The organism is Gemmatimonadaceae bacterium (genome assembly GCA_035633115.1).
In the GTDB taxonomy this organism is placed as follows: Bacteria; Gemmatimonadota; Gemmatimonadetes; order Gemmatimonadales; family Gemmatimonadaceae; genus UBA4720.
The window spans coordinates 1-16,314 of the sequence record DASQFN010000116.1 but is presented as its reverse complement, the minus strand read 5'-3'; the positions used below and the strand labels follow the sequence as shown (position 1 = coordinate 16,314).

15 protein-coding genes are annotated in these 16,314 nt (G+C 60.9%); 7 read left to right on the top strand and 8 right to left on the bottom strand.

The annotated features are described in order from the left end of the window. Positions 1-92 precede the first annotated feature (92 nt). The gene (locus tag VES88_17905) at positions 93-1,160 is read left to right on the top strand and encodes a hypothetical protein (protein HYN83358.1); all 1,068 of its coding nucleotides are present in this window, start codon (positions 93-95) and stop codon (positions 1,158-1,160) included. Here the strand turns inward: VES88_17905 and VES88_17900 are convergent. From VES88_17900 to VES88_17875, 6 genes are read right to left on the bottom strand one after another with little or no spacing between them, the layout of a single operon-like run. Beyond that, a complete protein-coding gene (locus VES88_17900) occupies positions 1,135-2,283 on the bottom strand; it encodes an acyl-CoA dehydrogenase family protein (protein ID HYN83357.1) in 1,149 nt (382 codons plus the stop codon). The two genes, VES88_17905 and VES88_17900, sit on opposite strands and share 26 nt — an antisense overlap. A gap of 20 nt (positions 2,284-2,303) precedes the next feature. Further along, complete coding sequence (locus VES88_17895; GenBank protein HYN83356.1) at positions 2,304-3,047, bottom strand: tryptophan 7-halogenase; 744 nt, start codon at positions 3,045-3,047, stop codon at positions 2,304-2,306. Then, positions 3,029-3,400, bottom strand: coding sequence for a tryptophan 7-halogenase (locus tag VES88_17890; protein HYN83355.1), 372 nt, complete (start codon positions 3,398-3,400; stop codon positions 3,029-3,031). Before VES88_17890 ends, VES88_17895 begins: the two co-directional genes overlap by 19 nt. A 22-nt stretch (positions 3,401-3,422) precedes the next feature. Further along, positions 3,423-3,692 (bottom strand): acyl carrier protein, encoded by a 270-nt coding sequence (locus VES88_17885; protein HYN83354.1) that lies wholly within the window; start codon positions 3,690-3,692, stop codon positions 3,423-3,425. A gap of 54 nt (positions 3,693-3,746) precedes the next feature. Continuing rightward, positions 3,747-5,291, bottom strand: a complete 1,545-nt coding sequence (locus tag VES88_17880) for an amino acid adenylation domain-containing protein (protein HYN83353.1) — start codon at positions 5,289-5,291, stop codon at positions 3,747-3,749. Between the two features lie 55 nt (positions 5,292-5,346). Continuing rightward, positions 5,347-6,402: an NAD-dependent epimerase/dehydratase family protein gene (locus VES88_17875; protein HYN83352.1), complete on the bottom strand. Its 1,056-nt coding sequence runs from the start codon at positions 6,400-6,402 to the stop codon at positions 5,347-5,349. A gap of 170 nt (positions 6,403-6,572) precedes the next feature. Here VES88_17875 and cysC point away from each other — a divergent pair, with 170 nt between their 5' ends. From cysC to VES88_17855, 4 genes are all read left to right on the top strand, one after another. Then, the gene (gene cysC / locus VES88_17870; GenBank protein HYN83351.1) at positions 6,573-8,984 is read left to right on the top strand and encodes an adenylyl-sulfate kinase; all 2,412 of its coding nucleotides are present in this window, start codon (positions 6,573-6,575) and stop codon (positions 8,982-8,984) included. Further along, complete coding sequence (gene cysD / locus VES88_17865; GenBank protein ID HYN83350.1) at positions 8,881-9,762, top strand: sulfate adenylyltransferase subunit CysD; 882 nt, start codon at positions 8,881-8,883, stop codon at positions 9,760-9,762. Before cysC ends, cysD begins: the two co-directional genes overlap by 104 nt. A 196-nt stretch (positions 9,763-9,958) precedes the next feature. Then, positions 9,959-10,168 (top strand): hypothetical protein, encoded by a 210-nt coding sequence (locus tag VES88_17860; protein HYN83349.1) that lies wholly within the window; start codon positions 9,959-9,961, stop codon positions 10,166-10,168. A 289-nt stretch (positions 10,169-10,457) separates the two neighbouring features. Then, a complete protein-coding gene (locus tag VES88_17855) occupies positions 10,458-11,234 on the top strand; it encodes a hypothetical protein (protein ID HYN83348.1) in 777 nt (258 codons plus the stop codon). An 880-nt stretch (positions 11,235-12,114) separates the two neighbouring features. On the opposite strand, the gene VES88_17850 is transcribed toward VES88_17855, so the two are convergent. Both VES88_17850 and VES88_17845 read right to left on the bottom strand, forming a co-directional pair. After that, positions 12,115-12,936 (bottom strand): nuclear transport factor 2 family protein, encoded by an 822-nt coding sequence (locus VES88_17850; protein HYN83347.1) that lies wholly within the window; start codon positions 12,934-12,936, stop codon positions 12,115-12,117. A 185-nt stretch (positions 12,937-13,121) separates the two neighbouring features. After that, positions 13,122-13,676, bottom strand: coding sequence for a Uma2 family endonuclease (locus VES88_17845; protein ID HYN83346.1), 555 nt, complete (start codon positions 13,674-13,676; stop codon positions 13,122-13,124). Between the two features lie 327 nt (positions 13,677-14,003). Here VES88_17845 and fusA point away from each other — a divergent pair, with 327 nt between their 5' ends. Next, on the top strand, positions 14,004-16,163 hold the full coding sequence (fusA, locus tag VES88_17840) for an elongation factor G (protein HYN83345.1): 2,160 nt from the start codon (positions 14,004-14,006) through the stop codon (positions 16,161-16,163). A gap of 22 nt (positions 16,164-16,185) precedes the next feature. Then, the coding region (locus VES88_17835; protein HYN83344.1) for a GTP-binding protein at positions 16,186-16,314 on the top strand (129 nt) is incomplete at its 3' end.

Here is a 16,314-nt window from a genome sequence, read left to right as displayed (position 1 = left end):
CGCTTTCCCGTGGCCGACACGCAGCACGAAGTATTTCATTCCTCGAAGCTCCGCGCTATGCTTCTAAAGTCTCGCACCCGCGTAGTGCTTCGTTGATTTTGTCATTCACGCATCCCCGTATTCGCGCAGCGTTCGCGGCGGCATTCGCCCTTGCCGGCGCTCTCGGGTGCGCATCGGTGATCCGCGTAGACAAGCCGTTCGTTGACGCGCCTCCCGACGCGGCCGCCTCGGTCGCGGCGGAGGCGGTCGCTGACTTCGCATCGCACGCTGACCTCCTGCCTGCCGTCGAGGAGATCCAATTCAGCGCTTCCGCTGATTCATCCGACGGATTCCGGACGATCGAGCGCGGGACTTACGCGGGAATGCGAGTTCCCGTGCGAGTTGAAGCGGCGCTCGGCAGCGGAGGGGAGTCAGAGCATTTCTGGCGCATCCCCACCTCGGGTGAGGAGAACGCGGGAGTCGTCGGCTGGCGGAGCACGCGCTACCCGGTACCAGTCGCCTTTCGCCGGTCGGGCGCGCTCGGGGACATCTCGGCCGATGATTCCGTCGCTTTCTGGAAGACTCTCTCCGAGATGAGCGCTGACGTCGGCATGTCTCTCTTCAAACCTGCAACGGTGGGAGATGATGATCCGGTAAACGTGATCATCGTGGATGTGAGGCGAATGCCGGCAAACGATGGGTTCAGCCGCGCGAGCTGGACGTCCTCGGGAGAAGTATTCGACGTCCGAGTAAGCTTCGGGAGCCGGGCCGTCCTACATAATTCGCACACTGTGGCGCACGAGATGACTCACGCGCTCGGCTTCGGTCACACGAGATCGTGGCGCTCTGTGGTGAATCCTGGTGATCGCGGCGCCGCTCGCCTCACACCGACAGACGTTGCCTACATCGAGCTGGCGATGCTGCTCCGCGAGCGGCGCGAGCGAATCGACATGAGGCGCCTCATCAGCCTTGCGATCGAGCGCGAAACGCCAGCCGTGCGCAGAGGCGACGCGGATGCGACTTGCGTCGCGGAGGCATCGAATCGCTTCGCCGATGATCTGCCGAGGCACCGGCGGCTTATGCCGGTTGGTGTGCTGACGGTTGTCTCAGACTGCACACCGTTCGCGCCGGCGCACCTGGCTCAGCGCGTCACGGCTAAAGCCCGAGCCATCGCGCGATGATGTTTCGCTGAATCTCAGACGTTCCTGAATACAGCGTGCTTGAAACTGCGTCGCGCAGCGCGCGCTCCGCCGGATGCCCCTCAATCACGCCGTCCGCGCCGAAGGCACGGACCGCGTCCTGCGCCGTGGCGACCAGCGCTTCGCTGACGAACAGCTTTGCAATTGCGGCGTCCATGGAAATGTCGCGTGCGCGGTCGAGCCGGGCCGCTGCCCGATAGACCAGCAGTCGCGCGGCTTCGAGCCGCACCTTCATGTCGGCGACTGGATGCGAGACGCCTTGATGCTTGCCGATTGGCTCCCCGGAAACCATGCGTGTCCGGGCGTGAGTCACGACGAGCTCCAGCAGGCGCTGCATGGTTCCGATGTGCACACCTCCGAGGCAGGCGCGCTCCCAGTCCATTGATTGCGAAAAGACACTCGAGCCCCCGCCGACTCCCCCCAGTACCGCGTCAGACGACACCCAGGCGTTCTCGAATACGACTTCGCTCATGTGACTGGTGCGCAGGCCCAGCTTGTCGAATGGAGGACCGGTTCTGAGTCCGTCAGTCTCGCGCGGTACGATGAACGCCGTGATGCCGCCGTGGTACGCTCTTGCGAGATCGGTGGCTGCATACGTAACGATGACATCGGCATAAGGTCCGTTGGAGCAGAATGTCTTCGTGCCGTTGAGCAGGAAACCACCTTCTTCCGGCTCTGCCCGCGTCGTCAGCGCGAAGGCGTCTGACCCCGACGCCGGCTCCGACATCGCGTTCGCGGCGATTATTGAACCGTCGCTCATGCCTGGTAGATAGCGCCGCTTCTGCTCTTCGGTGCCGTGCTTCCAGACGGGCACTACGCACGCGAGGAGATGTGCGCAGAGGGAGAAGCTGAGGCCCCCATCTTCGCAGCCGTGGCCGAGGGCCTCGAGGGCCACGGTCGATGAAACCGGATCGAGCCCGCGCCCGCCATAGACCTCGGGAATCATCAATCCCTGGAGACGAAGCTCACCGCATCGCAGCCAGAGGTCACGGGGAAACAGCTGGGCGCGGTCGCGCTCGGCCGCGCCCCCATTGAGCTCCGTGCGCGCGAACGCCGTGATCTCGTCCTGAAGGCGCTGGTGCTCTGTGCTATGCGAAAAATTCATGGAGCGAGCGCAGGGAGCGCTCAGGCTCCGACGCTTGCGGGCTGGGGAGTCATGCGGCCATTCAGCTGCCGGAACGCGAGCAGTCCCGGTGACGGCTCGGCCATGTAGACACGTCCGGCGAACATGTCGATGCAGTCCTCTCTGTAGCGGTTGTGCACCATCACAGCAAACGCCAGAGGCTCGTTCCAGAACGCATCGATCAGCTCCTGGACGACATCCATCCCCGCGTTACAGCTCCGTTCGTACGCGAGAAATGGATTTTGGTCGTCACGACCTGCCCCCTCGAGGTATGCGGCTGTGGCGGCGGCCGCGTGCTCGGCCTCCTTGATCGAAAAGTACAGGCCGAATGAGAACACCGGATCGATGAACCGATGGGCATCGCCCACGGCAAGGAACCCCTTTCCCGTAAAATGCCGCGTATCGTACGAATAATTGGATATCGCGCGCACTTCTTCCGTCAGCCGGACTTCCGGAACGCGGCGCTTGAGCTCGGGATTGAGCTCATGCAGCTCGCGAACGAGGAAATCGCGTTTGCTCTCGCGTCGCGACGCGAAGTAGTCGGTGGGCACAACCACGCCGACGCTCACCAGCTCATCATCGAGCGGAATGAACCAGGCCCAGTGATGCTTCTTTTCGTAGAAGATCAGTGTGTCGCCGGCGGTTCTGCCGGCGTCGCGTATTCCGCCGCTGACCTGGGAGAAAATCGCCACCTGATTGTCGTAATTGCCGCGCTCTTTCCTGCCAGTCATGCCGAAACGGGACAGAAATGTCGACTGGCCCGAGGCGTCAATGACAACCGACGCCTCGACGTTCTCCGTGATTCCCGTGGTCCGCGAGCTTCGTCTGGCGGATGCCCCTCGCCAGATAACGTTCCGCCCGATTTCCTAATGAATCCAGCGTTCTCGATGTCCTCGGCGGCTCCGAGCTGGTCCAGATACTTCCATATATGCGGCAGGATGCTCTCGCCAACCATCAGCCGGGGATGTCGAGCCTGGTCCAGAAGCACGACGTCGCACCCTCGATGCGCGAGCAGGTTTGCTGCGGTGCTGCCCGCCGGCCCGCCGCCGATCACAACTACATCCGCCTTCTCTGGAATGTTGTCCAATCTTCGATTCATGTCAGCGATACGGTGCCTTGGGTCAATCCTGTTTCTGTTTAGCCTTAACGAGTGATTCAATGTCCGGCAGGAAATTGAGAAAGTCGGCATTCATCTCGTGCGGCTCGATGCGTGCGCCGAACCGTTCGTCCAGAAAGCCGATCAGTTTTATGGTTGCAATGGAGTCGAGGATTCCGCCAGTGATCAGCGGCGTGCTGTCCTCGAGCGTGTCCGGGTTCTCTCCGGGAAGAAACTCCTCGAGGATGTAGTTCTTGATGATGCCTTTGACGTCCGATGCGGCTGCCGATTCCATTCCGGGTTCCGATGTGTGCGGTGAACAGGGAATACCATAGCGCGTGTTACGTGATCAGGCGATGGTAAGCAGGCGCTGATAATCGATCTTGTCAGTCGATGTCTTCGGCAGCGACTCCGGAAAGTAAAACTTATCCGGAACCATGTAGGCCGGCAGGTGCTCGATGCAAAATCGCTTCATCTCGACCAGGGAAGGGCGGTTCTTGCTCGATAACGAGAGGAATGCCTTGATCGCCACGCCATTCTCTTCATCCGGAACTGCAGTCACGGCAGCTTCGATGACAAGCGGATGGAGGTGGAGGGCCGCCTCGATCTCCCCCAGCTCTACACGATACCCCCTTCGCTTTACCATTCGGTCCCGCCGGCCGACGAACACGTAGCCGTCTGTCGGTGATTCTCTGACGACGTCTCCCGTTCTGTACCAGGTTGTCCCCTCGGCATCGACGAAGAAGGCCTGCGCCGTTCGCTCGGGGAGGTTCCAATAATCGCGCATCACAGATCCACCCGTTACGAGCAGCTCTCCCTCCTCGCCTTTCTTGACCTCCCGCCCGCTGTCGTCGGCGACAATCGCCCGGTCACCGGAGCACGTGAAGCCTATCGGAAACGGCTCAGTGCGATCAACCGGAATTTCGTCAGGGATCTCATAGTACGTGCAGACGTTGGTTTCGGTGGGCCCGTAGAGGTTGAAGTACCGGGGGGCGCTCCAGATTCTCTTCAGGGCGCGAAGGTGTTTCACCGGAAACACCTCGCCGGCAAACAGCACTGTGCGCAGGGACGGAAACTCGAGTCGATCGAGGCGCCCGTATTCCGCTAGCATGCGGAGAATCGACGGCGTGGAATACCATACGGTAATACGGCTGTCGGCAATGCCCGGCGCGAGTCTGAGAGGCTGCTTCCCGACATCTTCACCAATGAGAACGATGGTCGCCCCATGCTTCAGCGGAACGTAGAGGTCGAGGATGGAGAGATCGAAATGAAAGGGAGCATGGGACGAGAAGCGGTCGCCCGCGGTCGGCTCGAAAGTCTCAGAGCACCAGTCGATGAAGCTCAACGCGCTTCGGTGCGTATGAACGACGCCCTTTGGCTTTCCCGTCGATCCCGAGGTGTAAAGGATGTAGGCAACATCAGCGGGGGTCGCCTCGCCGTCCGGGTCCGTGGCGGAGTCCCCCTCGGCATCGACCCCGCGGACAAGCACGAGGTCATCACCCAGGGGCTGGAGAACATCCAGGGCTGTTCCATCCCACGCGTTCCTCAAGCCCTCCAGCAGCGACTCAGCGACGACGGCGAGCCTGATAGAAGAATCCGCAAAGATGCCGGCATTCCGGGCGGGAGGAGCGCTGCAGTCGACGGGCACGTAAGCGGCACGGGAATAGAGAGCCCCCAGAAGCGCGGCAACGGTACCGACCGACTTTGGTGCATAGATCCCGACGCGGTCGCCAGGTCGAACGCCGTGGCGAATCATGTACTCGCTGAGCTTCTCTGCGCGCGAGTGAAGCTCGCGATATGTCACCTCGACCCCGCGCTCAGGATCATCCACAGCGATGCCGTCGGGATGTGCGCTGGCGGAATGTCGCAGAAGTTGAGGCAGTGTGGTCGTCATTGCTGCAGCACTGGATGATCTCGAATCAAGTCGTCGATGATAGGCGAGAACGCTGCTACAGCTGTCGCGATGCTGTTTCTTCCCGAGGGGCGCGGGGCGGGCGTTGACCTGCGGCGGCCTGATCGCGCATCCACTCCCATTCCGCTCGAAGTCCCTCGGTCATGGAAACCGCCGGCGCATAACCGAGCAATGTTCCCGCTTTCGAGATCTCTGCCGCCGTGTGCCTGGCGTCGCCTTTCATCGGCGGCGTGAATTTCCGATCGACGGAGCGGCCGACCACGTTTTCGATTACATCGAGCACTTCAGTCAGGGAGACGCGATGGCCGCCGCCGACGTTGATGACTTCACCAACCACGCCGTCAGCAGTGGCGGCGGCGAGCATGGCCGCGATCACGTCCGACACGTAAGTGAAATCCCGCGTCTGATTGCCATCTCCGAAAATCTCGATCGGCGCATCTTTGAGCACGGAGTCAAAAAAGATGTTGAAGCCCATGTCGGGCCGTTGCCTGGGTCCGTAAACGGAAAACAGCCGAAGAGCGGTCACCGGCACATTGAAATTCGCGGCGTAGAGAAGGGCGAGCCGTTCCGCGGCAAGCTTGGTCACACCGTACGGTGACACGGGGCGCGGTGGCGCTGTTTCCGCCGTCGGCAGATCTTCCGCGTCGCCATAGATCGAGGACGTCGAGGCCAGCACGAACCGCTGCAATTTTCCACCTGCCGATATGGCGCGCCGCGCCGCCTCCAGCAGCCTGTGAGTCAGGGTGATGTTCCGGATCACATAGGAATTGAAGTCATCCCAGCTGGCCCTGACGCCCACCTGCGCCGCGAGGTGATAGACAACGCCGGAACGAGCGATCAGAGCGTCGAGCTCGTCATTCCCGAGCGAGCTGATATCTCCCTCGATCAGCGTGAAGCCGGGCCGGCCCGAGAGCTGCTCGATATTCCTCCGCTTCAGCGCTGGATCGTAATACGGATTGAAGTCATCGAGGCCGACCACTCGCTCGCCCCGAGCGACCAGTGCATCGCATAAATGCGATCCAATGAAGCCCGCGGCGCCCGTCACGAGCACGATGTCGTTTCGCGAGATGGTGCCGGAGGCTCCGTCAACCATCGAAAGCACGTCCGTGTGAGAGAAATCTTGGCGATGTCCGTGAGCGAACGTTACAATCTACCCGTAACGTCTGTGCGTCGTGTCTCCCCTTCGCGTTGCTACCCGTCATCCGAAACGTGAACACAATTCTGCACCAGGACAGGGGCGCATTGCCCGTTGATGCCGTACCCATGACCACGCGCGAACCGCGAATGGGCATAGTCATCACTGGCCACGTCGATCACGGCAAGAGCACGGTTGTCGGCCGCCTGCTTGCCGACACCGGGTCGCTGCCCGACGGCAAGCTCGAGCAGGTCCGGGCGCACTGTGCCGCCACCGCCCGTCCATTCGAGTACGCCTTCCTGCTCGATGCGCTCAAGGACGAACAGGCGCAGGGTATAACCATCGACTCCGCGCGCGTCTTCTTCAATTCGGGCAAGCGCCACTACGTCATCCTCGATGCGCCCGGCCACATCGAGTTTCTGAAGAACATGATCACGGGTGCCGCGCATGCGGAAGCGGCCCTTCTCGTGATCGACGCACTCGAGGGAATCAGGGAGAACTCGCGGCGGCACGGGTACATGCTTGCCATGCTCGGCGTGCGCCAGGTGGCCGTGATCGTAAACAAGATGGATCTGATCGCCTACGACCAGACGACCTTCGAAGCGATTGCGGATGAATTCCGTGACTTCCTTCGGAAGCTGGATGTCGAACCGTCCTGCTTCATCCCCGTCTCGGGACGTCATGGCGATAACGTCGCGGGTCATTCGGATAGAATGCCCTGGCACTCCGGACCCACCGTACTCGAAGCGCTCGACGCTTTTACCACCGATAGGAGCGAGGTCGAGCGACCGTTCCGCATGCCTGTCCAGAGCGTGTACAAATTCACAGAGGAGGGGGACGACCGTCGTATCGTCGCGGGCACGGTGCTGACGGGCAGCGTGTTCGTGGGCGACGAAGTCCTTTTCCTGCCGTCGGGCAAGCGCAGCCGCATCAGGAGCATCGAAGCCTTCAACGCCGGGAATCCAACGAGTGCTGTTGCGGGTAGCGCGATCGGATTCACTCTTGACGAGCAGATCTACGTCCCCCGCGGTGAGATCGCGGTCCGGATCGAGGAGCCAAGGCCGCAGGTTACAACGCGACTGCGGGTATCGGTTTTCTGGCTTGGACCCCAGCCGCTGGTGAAGCGGCGGGAGTATGCGCTCAAGCTCGGAACCGCCCGGGTTCCAGTACGTCTCGAGGCTGTTCATCGAGTCCTCGATGCTTCGACGCTGGCGGTGGTTGAGTCTCCTGAGGAGATAGGCCGGAATGATGTGGCTGAGTGCGTGCTCGAGCTTGGACGGTCCATCGCGTTCGACCTTGTGTCGGACATCCCCGAGACAGGCCGTTTCGTACTCGTGGAGGACTATGAGATCCGCGGCGGCGGAATCATCAGGGAGGCGCTCCCCGATCGACAGTCATGGGTGCGCGATCGTGTCCTGCTCCGCAACTACAAGTGGGAACCGAGCGACATCTCGGGGGAACAGCGCGCAACGCGCTTTGGCCAGCGTTCGCGGCTCGTGCTGATAACCGGGGAACAGCACGCCGACAGGAAGGCAGTCGCGCGGGAGCTCGAGCGTCGCCTCTTTGCAGACGGCCGCGTCGTGTATTTTCTCGGGATTGGCAATATCCTCTATGGAGTCGACGCGGATCTCGGGCGCGCGGCCGAAGACCGGCGGGAGCACATGCGCCGCCTTGCCGAGATCGCGAACCTGATGCTGGACGCGGGGGTGATCCTGATCGTGACCGCAGCCGAGCTGACGACGGGGGATCTCGAGATCATCAGGGAAGGTGTTGATGAGGACAGGATCACTACCGTCTGGCTTGGACCCAGCGATATCTCAGCCGTCCCGCGGGATCTCACGTTGAGCGATCAACTTCCTATCTCCGAGGCTGCCGACCAGATCAAGGCCCTGTTGGACGATCAGGAGGAGCCCGGCGGCCAGGCGGCGGTGCTGTGGTTCACGGGTCTATCCGGATCTGGGAAGAGCACAATCGCCGCCCGGGTGGTGGAAGAGCTCGAGCGGCGCGGAGATCGGGTTGAGCACCTCGACGGCGACACGATTCGCGACATTTTCCCGGAAATCGGTTTCACACGCGCGGAACGCGATGCTCACATCCGCCAAGTCGGATTCCTTGCGAGCCGGCTCGAGAGGAACGGAGTCATTGTGGTTGCCTCGCTCATCTCGCCGTACGAGGAATCGCGCAGCTTCGTCCGCCAACTATGTGATAACTTCATCGAGATATACGTCGCGACGCCAATCGAGGAATGTGAGCGACGCGACATCAAGGGACTCTACGCCAGGGCGCGCGGCGGAGAGATTCCGAACTTCACGGGGATCGACGCCCCTTACGAGATTCCGGTGCATCCGGAGCTGACGATAGATACCCGGGAGATGTCGGTCGACGATGCGGCGGCAGTTGTCTTGAATCGAGTCAGGGAAGGTAAAAGGAATCGACATGGACCATCTCAACGACATCGAAGCCCGGAGCATTTACATACTGCGGGAAGCATACGCGAACTTCAAACAGCTGGGGATGCTGTGGTCGATCGGAAAGGATAGCACGGTCCTTCTCTGGCTCGCGCGGAAGGCTTTTTTCGGTCATGTGCCGTTCCCACTCATCCACATCGACACGGCCTACAAGATTCCGGAAATGATCCGCTACCGCGATCGGCTCGTGGCGGATTGGCGGCTGAATCTCATCTATGGGCAGAATGAAGAGGCGCTTTCCGCGAAGCGCACGTTTCCGGATGGTGCGGTCGATAGAATCACATGCTGCAGCCTGCTCAAAACAGAGGCGCTCACCAGAACTCTGAGCGGAGAAGGGCCCCGCTACAGGTTTGACCACGCCTCCGGGAAGTACGTACTCGACGCGAACCGTGAGCCGTTCACCGGCGTGATCGTCGGCGTTCGGGCCGACGAGGAAGGAAGCCGCTCAAAGGAGCGATACTTCTCGCCTCGCACAACGACTAATGAATGGGAGGTCGGTGATCAGCCGCCCGAGTTCTGGAATCAATACAAGACTGAATTTGCTCCCGGGACGCACGTTCGCATCCACCCGCTTCTCGACTGGACCGAGCTCAACATCTGGGAGTACATCGAGCGGGAGAACATTCCCACAGTTTCCCTCTACTACGATCAGGGCGACGGCACACGTTACCGGTCGCTGGGATGCGGCCCTTGCACCAGGGCTGTCGCTTCGAATGCGCGCAACGTGACCGACATAATCGCGGAGCTCAGGACGGGTCGCTTCGCGCATGTCGCAGAGCGCGCCGGACGCGCGCAGGACAAGGATGATGGCGGCGGGCTCGAGACGCTCCGGCGGGATGGGTACATGTAGCTGAAACGCCGGCAAGAGCCACTGCGGCAAGGTGCTCCTGCTGGAAGGCCGCCGCCGTAGCGAGTAGCGCCGAGGGCCACCGGGCGCGTTCGCGACGGCATCGGCGGTCCCGCTCCCGGTGGGTGGGGCGATGTTCGGCCCGCCCACACCTGCGTAGTCCCTCGAACCGAAGGCAACTGCGAGGGATCTCCTCGGAATGGAGGCGCATAACCTGGTGTCGCTGGGCCGCGACCTTACGCGGGGAGAGGACGAATTGGTCGTCTTCCGGAATGGAGGCTTTGTCTACGCCGACACACTTTGCGTCACACCGAACGCGTCTGTCATGACCGCGAAAGTGCCGGGACACGCGCGCCGGGACGGTACTGGATCCCGCACGTTTCTCCGCGTGCTTCGACCAGGCTCGTGAGCGCCTCGGGGCTTCTGACGTGATAATCGCCGGAAACCTGATCACGAAGCGTTGAGCGGCTGCCGAGTTCCTTACATCGCTGGACTGGCGGAGTAAGTTAGGAGTCGCGGAGGTACGCCCCATCCTGAGCCACTTCGCAGTGCACAGCTCCCCAGAGCGACAATGAAGCGGATCGAACCAGACGACATCTGCGAGCCGGAGTGGGCCGAATGGTACCGTTTGACTCCGGCCGAACGATGGGACGAGAGCGCCCGGTTGTGGGCCACTTATTTGACGCTGGGAGGGACGCTTGATCCAGACCCCGATACACAGAGTCCTTTCAACGATCCAGGAGCACGACGTGAAGTCGCTGCTGATGGGGGGGCAGGCGTGCATCTTTTACGGCGCAGCGGAGTTTAGCCGGGACACGGACCTCGCAATACTGGCTGACTCGGAGAATCTCGGCCGTCTGACCCAGGCGCTGCGGGATCTCGATGCCGAAGCGATCGCGGTTCCGCCCTTTGAGAAGAAGTACCTCGACCGCGGCCACAGCATCCATTTTTCGTGTCGTCGCGCCGACGTGAAGCGGATGCGGCTGGACGTAATGTCGAAGATGCGGGGCGTTGCCGCTTTCCCGTCGTTATGGGATAGGCGGACGACCGCGACCATTGGGGGCATGGGTGATCTCGACATCATGTCGCTTCCCGATCTGGTGGCCGCGAAAAAAACTCAGCGCGACAAGGACTGGCCGATGGTTCGGCGGCTTGTCGAGGCAAACTACTTCGTGTTCCGGGATGAGCCGACGGCGGAACGTGTGCGTTTCTGGCTCCTCGAGCTCAGAACGCCCGAGTTGCTGATGGAGGCCGTGGGCGCGCATGCGACTGAGGCGGCGGAGCACGGAAAGGTGCGCGGGGCGGTGGCGGCGGCGATTTCGGGACGCTCGGAGGAGGTTCGCAACGAGCTTGCCGCCGAGGAAGCGCGCGAGCGTGAGCTCGATCGGAATTACTGGGCGCCTTTGCGCGCGGAGCTCGAGCAGCTGAGACACGCGATACGTAAGGCGCGACCAGGTGCCGATGCCGGTGAATAAATCGACTCGGTCTCCCAGGCGACATTCCGCGCTGTTCACTCCGACATGAGAGACCGCGTACCTCCGCCTGATCACATGCGGCGTCCGCCTGGTGTTCAGGCGATTCTTGATGAAATGGCTACGATGACTTTCCGGGATCTGAAGGATGCCCAGGCAGCATCAGACCTTCGGCACATCGCAGGAGTCTCCCGTTTCGGACCTGCCGCGTCCTCTAGCTGACCTGCTCGCAGCGCCGTCACACTCCGGTGACGATGCGTGGGAAGCATTTGTCGCAGAATACTCGCGGCTGTTTCTTTCCGTGGCGCGCTCTGTCTCGAGCGGCTCGGACCAGACGATGGACGGATACGCCCACGCGCGGGACAACGATTCCGACGCATCGCGGGAGCGACGCTCTCTTCGCAGAGAGCTCCATCACCTGATGACGGCACTGCGACATACGCACCGGCAAGCCAGGCAACTCAAACGCTGTAGATCAGATAAGCATCGCTGGGGTTCCCGCGGGGTAAGCGACGAAACCCATGAGGCTCTTGCCTCATGGGTTTGCACTCCAGAGTAATAGCCACTCCGTGTCGAACGTGGACGATTCTGTCACCCTGATGCGCGCATAGAAACGTCACCCTCCATGATATCCCTCCTTGCCGGGAGGAACAGTGGAGAGGACATCGATGAGCGATCGGGATTTGATGCGAGCGACGGTTCTGGCGCGGATGGTTCGTGGCGATTTGACGTCGGCAGATCGAGCGGATCTACTCCGATGGCGGACCTGGGCGGCGGTTTGGACGCTCAGCCGAGCTCGAAGTGATCATCACGCGATAAACAAACTCCACTCCACCAGGTAGGTGGAGTGGAGCTTGTCAATCCGATCCCACTTGCGGGCGCCTTACTGGGGAATGTTGGTCCCCTGCGTAGCCCATACCAGCCACCGTCCGTCTCGCTTGATGAAGGTGTCGGTAAAGCGCGTACGACGCTCGAATGGCTTGCCTTGCGCGTCACGTCCCTTGACGTGATTGACGCCAGTGACAACGGCCGCGTTCCCGTCGACGCGAACATTCAGATCGGACAACTCGAGCGACTCCAGAACACTTTTGTCGGCCTTCATGGCCTCGATCTCCTGCGCCCTGGTGCGTAGCTCGCCCGTTCGGCTGTTCACGTCGCTGGCGTTGGCTGCATAGTTCTTCTCGAACCACGCCACGTCGCGCCGCTTCCAGGCCTCGTTCCAGTCGCGCTCCATATAGAGCAGCGCGCCCTGATCGTTGAGCGCATTTGATGTGCTGCTCACGGCCTGCCAGCGTCCGCCGCGCTTTTCAAGGAAGTGAATGCTGCGGTTGTAGAAAGTCTCCTCTTTCCCGTCTGCGCGCGAGATGAAGGTATTCCGGTGCGTGATTGTCGCAGTATTGGGAGTGCAGGTGATGATGAAGTTGTCCGGTGGGATGGCGACGGGCTGCGGATTCGCTCTGTTCCGCTCGGCGTCCCTCATCGTATTATCGATCGTCTGAGCCTTGGTCGTCGTGCCAGCAGCGCTCAGGCCCATATAATCATCGGCGTAAGCGTTCTGCAGGAAGGCTCTCTCGCCCGCGACACTCGCATTGCCCCAGGCCCTGTCGAAGGCCTCGAGTGCCTTCTTGTCTGCGTCGCTGCATTGCGCGACCGCGGTTCTTGATCCTCCGACAAGGAACAGCAACGTCAGCATGCGTATCATCATTCAATTCCTCCTTGGTTGTTGGTGGGAGAGGATATCGCGGCCTTTCTCACTGAGCACAAGGGGGTCGAAATTCAACTCGTCGAAGATTGCGATCGGTATCGAGCTCATTGCGGCTTCGTCGCCACAGGCAAAGGGAAGAGTCGAGCAGAGCCACGGAACGAACCAGGATCGATCAAGGCCAGCCTTCATTCCAGAGCTTGTTGAAAAAACTCACGCAGTTCGATCACAAGCGGCTCGGGCGCACCGGCAGGCTCCCATTCGATTCTTTCTACAAGAATCTCCGGACGGTCGTCGCTCGGGCGCCAGCGCTCGATGAGACGCGCGTCAACGTCAACAATCCAATACTGCGGAACACTCTCGCGTTGATACCGCTCGCGCTTTACGCGACGATCGAGCCGCGCAGTACTGGGCGAGAGAACTTCAATAACTAGCAACATCTTCCCCACATCTTCCCACACTCGCGGTTTCTTTCCCTCGACCAATGGAACCACAAAAATGTCCGGCTCGACGAGCGTTCGATGATCCAGAACAACGTCCTGCGGCGCCAGTTTCACGTGACCGACTGAATTCTGCTTGACATAGTCAGCAAGAATGAGGTGAAGCTCGGCGATCACGTCGCCATGTCGCCACGATGGCGCGGGCGTCACGAACAACTCCCCGTCCACCACCTCGTAACGATTGTTGTCGTCGGGAATCGCGTGGACCATCTCGACGGTCCATTCCGTTTGTGCTGCAGGCATACCCATACAATGGTGTCCTCGGGCGAGTGAGAACAAGCGAACATCCGCCGAGGGTAGTTGACCTGGCCGGGGCGCAGGACACCGTTTTCTGATGCGGATAACCCCTTCCATTCAGCGCCGCAGAGTGCGATAATTCAAGGCTGTTCACAACTCAACGCCGGGTAGCAACTTCGCCCGGCGCGCCTCGAGTCCCCACCCGCGTTTCAGTAGCGGGCGCACCCGGCGGCAGCGGATGGATACCGGCTCCTCTTCTGGAGCGACATGGTCCACCCGCGTTTTTGTTGAATGTGGACAGCGCTGTATCCAACAAGAACACAGCAGACCCCGATGACAAACACTGCCATTCCAGCTCGCCCCGAAGGCAAGGGCAAGCCGAATACAACAGATACATCAGGACGCGATACTCCGCTCGACCGCTATCGGAATATCGGCATCATGGCGCACATCGATGCCGGGAAGACAACCACCACCGAGCGCATCCTCTATTACACCGGCAAGTCGCACAAAATCGGTGAAGTCCACGAAGGCACCGCCACGATGGACTGGATGGAGCAGGAACAGGAGCGCGGAATCACCATCACTTCCGCCGCCACCACCGCCTTCTGGACGCGCAACGACATCGAGTATCGCATCAACATCATCGATACTCCGGGTCACGTTGATTTCACCGTCGAAGTTGAGCGCTCACTTCGCGTGCTCGACGGCGCCGTCACACTTCTCGATTCCGTCGCCGGCGTAGAGCCGCAGACCGAGACCGTCTGGCGCCAGGCCGACCGCTACATGGTCCCGCGCCTCATCTTCTCCAACAAGATGGACCGAGTTGGCGCGAACTTCGATCGTTGCCTTGACATGATCCGCAACCGGCTCACCAGGGATGCGTACCCGATCCAGCTTCCAGTCGGCTCGGGCGAGTTGTTCACAGGCCACATCGACGTCATCGAGCGGAAGCAATACATCTTCGACGACGCCACGCTCGGCAAGGAGTTCGAGGTGGTGGACGTACCCGACATCTATAAGGAAGCGGTAGAGAAGGCGCGGCACGACGTAATCGATGCGGCGGTCAACCACGACGACGAGCTGATCGGCAAGTACCTCGACGGTGTCGAGCTCACGAACGACGAGATCCGACACGCCCTCCGCAAGGCGACCGTCGGCGGATTCATCGTTCCGGTGCTTTGCGGTGCGTCATTCAAGAACAAGGGCGTGCAGGCGCTTCTCGATGCCGTCATCGACTACCTGCCCTCGCCCGTCGAAGTGCCGGCGATCGAAGGTCACACCCCGCACAACGACACGCACAAGGAGACGCGCGAAGTCGCTGACGACGCGCCCTTTTCCGGCCTCGCGTTCAAGATCGCGACCGACCCGTTCGTCGGTAAGCTGACGTTCTTCCGAGTGTATTCGGGCGTCCTCAAGTCCGGCTCCTACGTCTACAACTCGAGCAAGGACAAGCGCGAGCGCGTCAGCCGCCTGCTCCAGATGCACGCCAACAAGCGCGAGGAAGTCGAGGAGGTGCGGGCCGGCGACATCGCGGCCGCCATCGGACTTCGCGACACTCGCACCGGCGACACGATGTGCGACGACGAGCATCCGATCATCCTGGAAGCGATGAAGTTCCCGATGCCGGTCATCGACGTCGCCATCGAGCCGAAGACGAAGGCGGATCAGGACAAGCTCGCGATCGCACTTCAGAAGCTGGCCGAAGAGGATCCGACTTTCCGCGTCCACACGGATGAGGAGACAGGACAGACGATCATCTCGGGAATGGGTGAGCTCCATCTCGAGATCATCGTCGACCGCATGCAGCGTGAGTTCAAGGTCGATGCAAATATCGGCCGGCCGCAGGTTGCTTATCGCGAGACGATCAAGAAGAGAGTTGAGAAGGTCGAAGGAAAATTCATTCGCCAGTCAGGCGGAAAGGGCCAGTACGGTCACGTCGTCATCAACATCGAGCCGGCCAAGCACGGCGAAGGGTTCATCTTCGAGGACAAGATCGTCGGTGGCACAATCCCGCGTGAGTTCATCGGCCCCGCAGAGAACGGAATGCGAGAGGCGCTGGAGAACGGTGTGATCGCGGGCTATCCGATGGTCGACGTAAAGGCCGAGCTGGTCTACGGCTCGTACCACGACGTCGACTCGAGCGAAATGGCGTTCAAGATCGCGGGCTCGATGGCGATCAAGGAAGCAGTAAAGCGCGCCAACCCGGTGATTCTCGAGCCGATTATGAATGTCGAGGTCGTCTGCCCCAACGATTACATGGGCGACATCCTCGGCGACCTGTCAGCGCGGCGCGGAAAGATCGGCGGAATGACCCAGCGCGGAGAAGCGCAGGTGATTGCGGCGAGCGTGCCGCTCTCCGAGATGTTCGGCTACTCCACCAAGCTCCGCTCGCAGTCGCAGGGACGCGCCGTGTACTCGATGGAGTTCAGCCACTATGCGGAAGTACCGAAGTCGAAGGCTGAAGAGATCATGAACAAAGTCAAGAAGTAATTCACGCGATTTAGAGGAAAGAATGGGAAAAGCGAAATTTCAGCGGACGAAGCCGCACGTGAACGTCGGGACGATCGGTCACGTCGATCACGGGAAGACGACACTGACCGCGGCGATCACCTTGATCCAGTCGAAGAAGGGCATGGCCGAC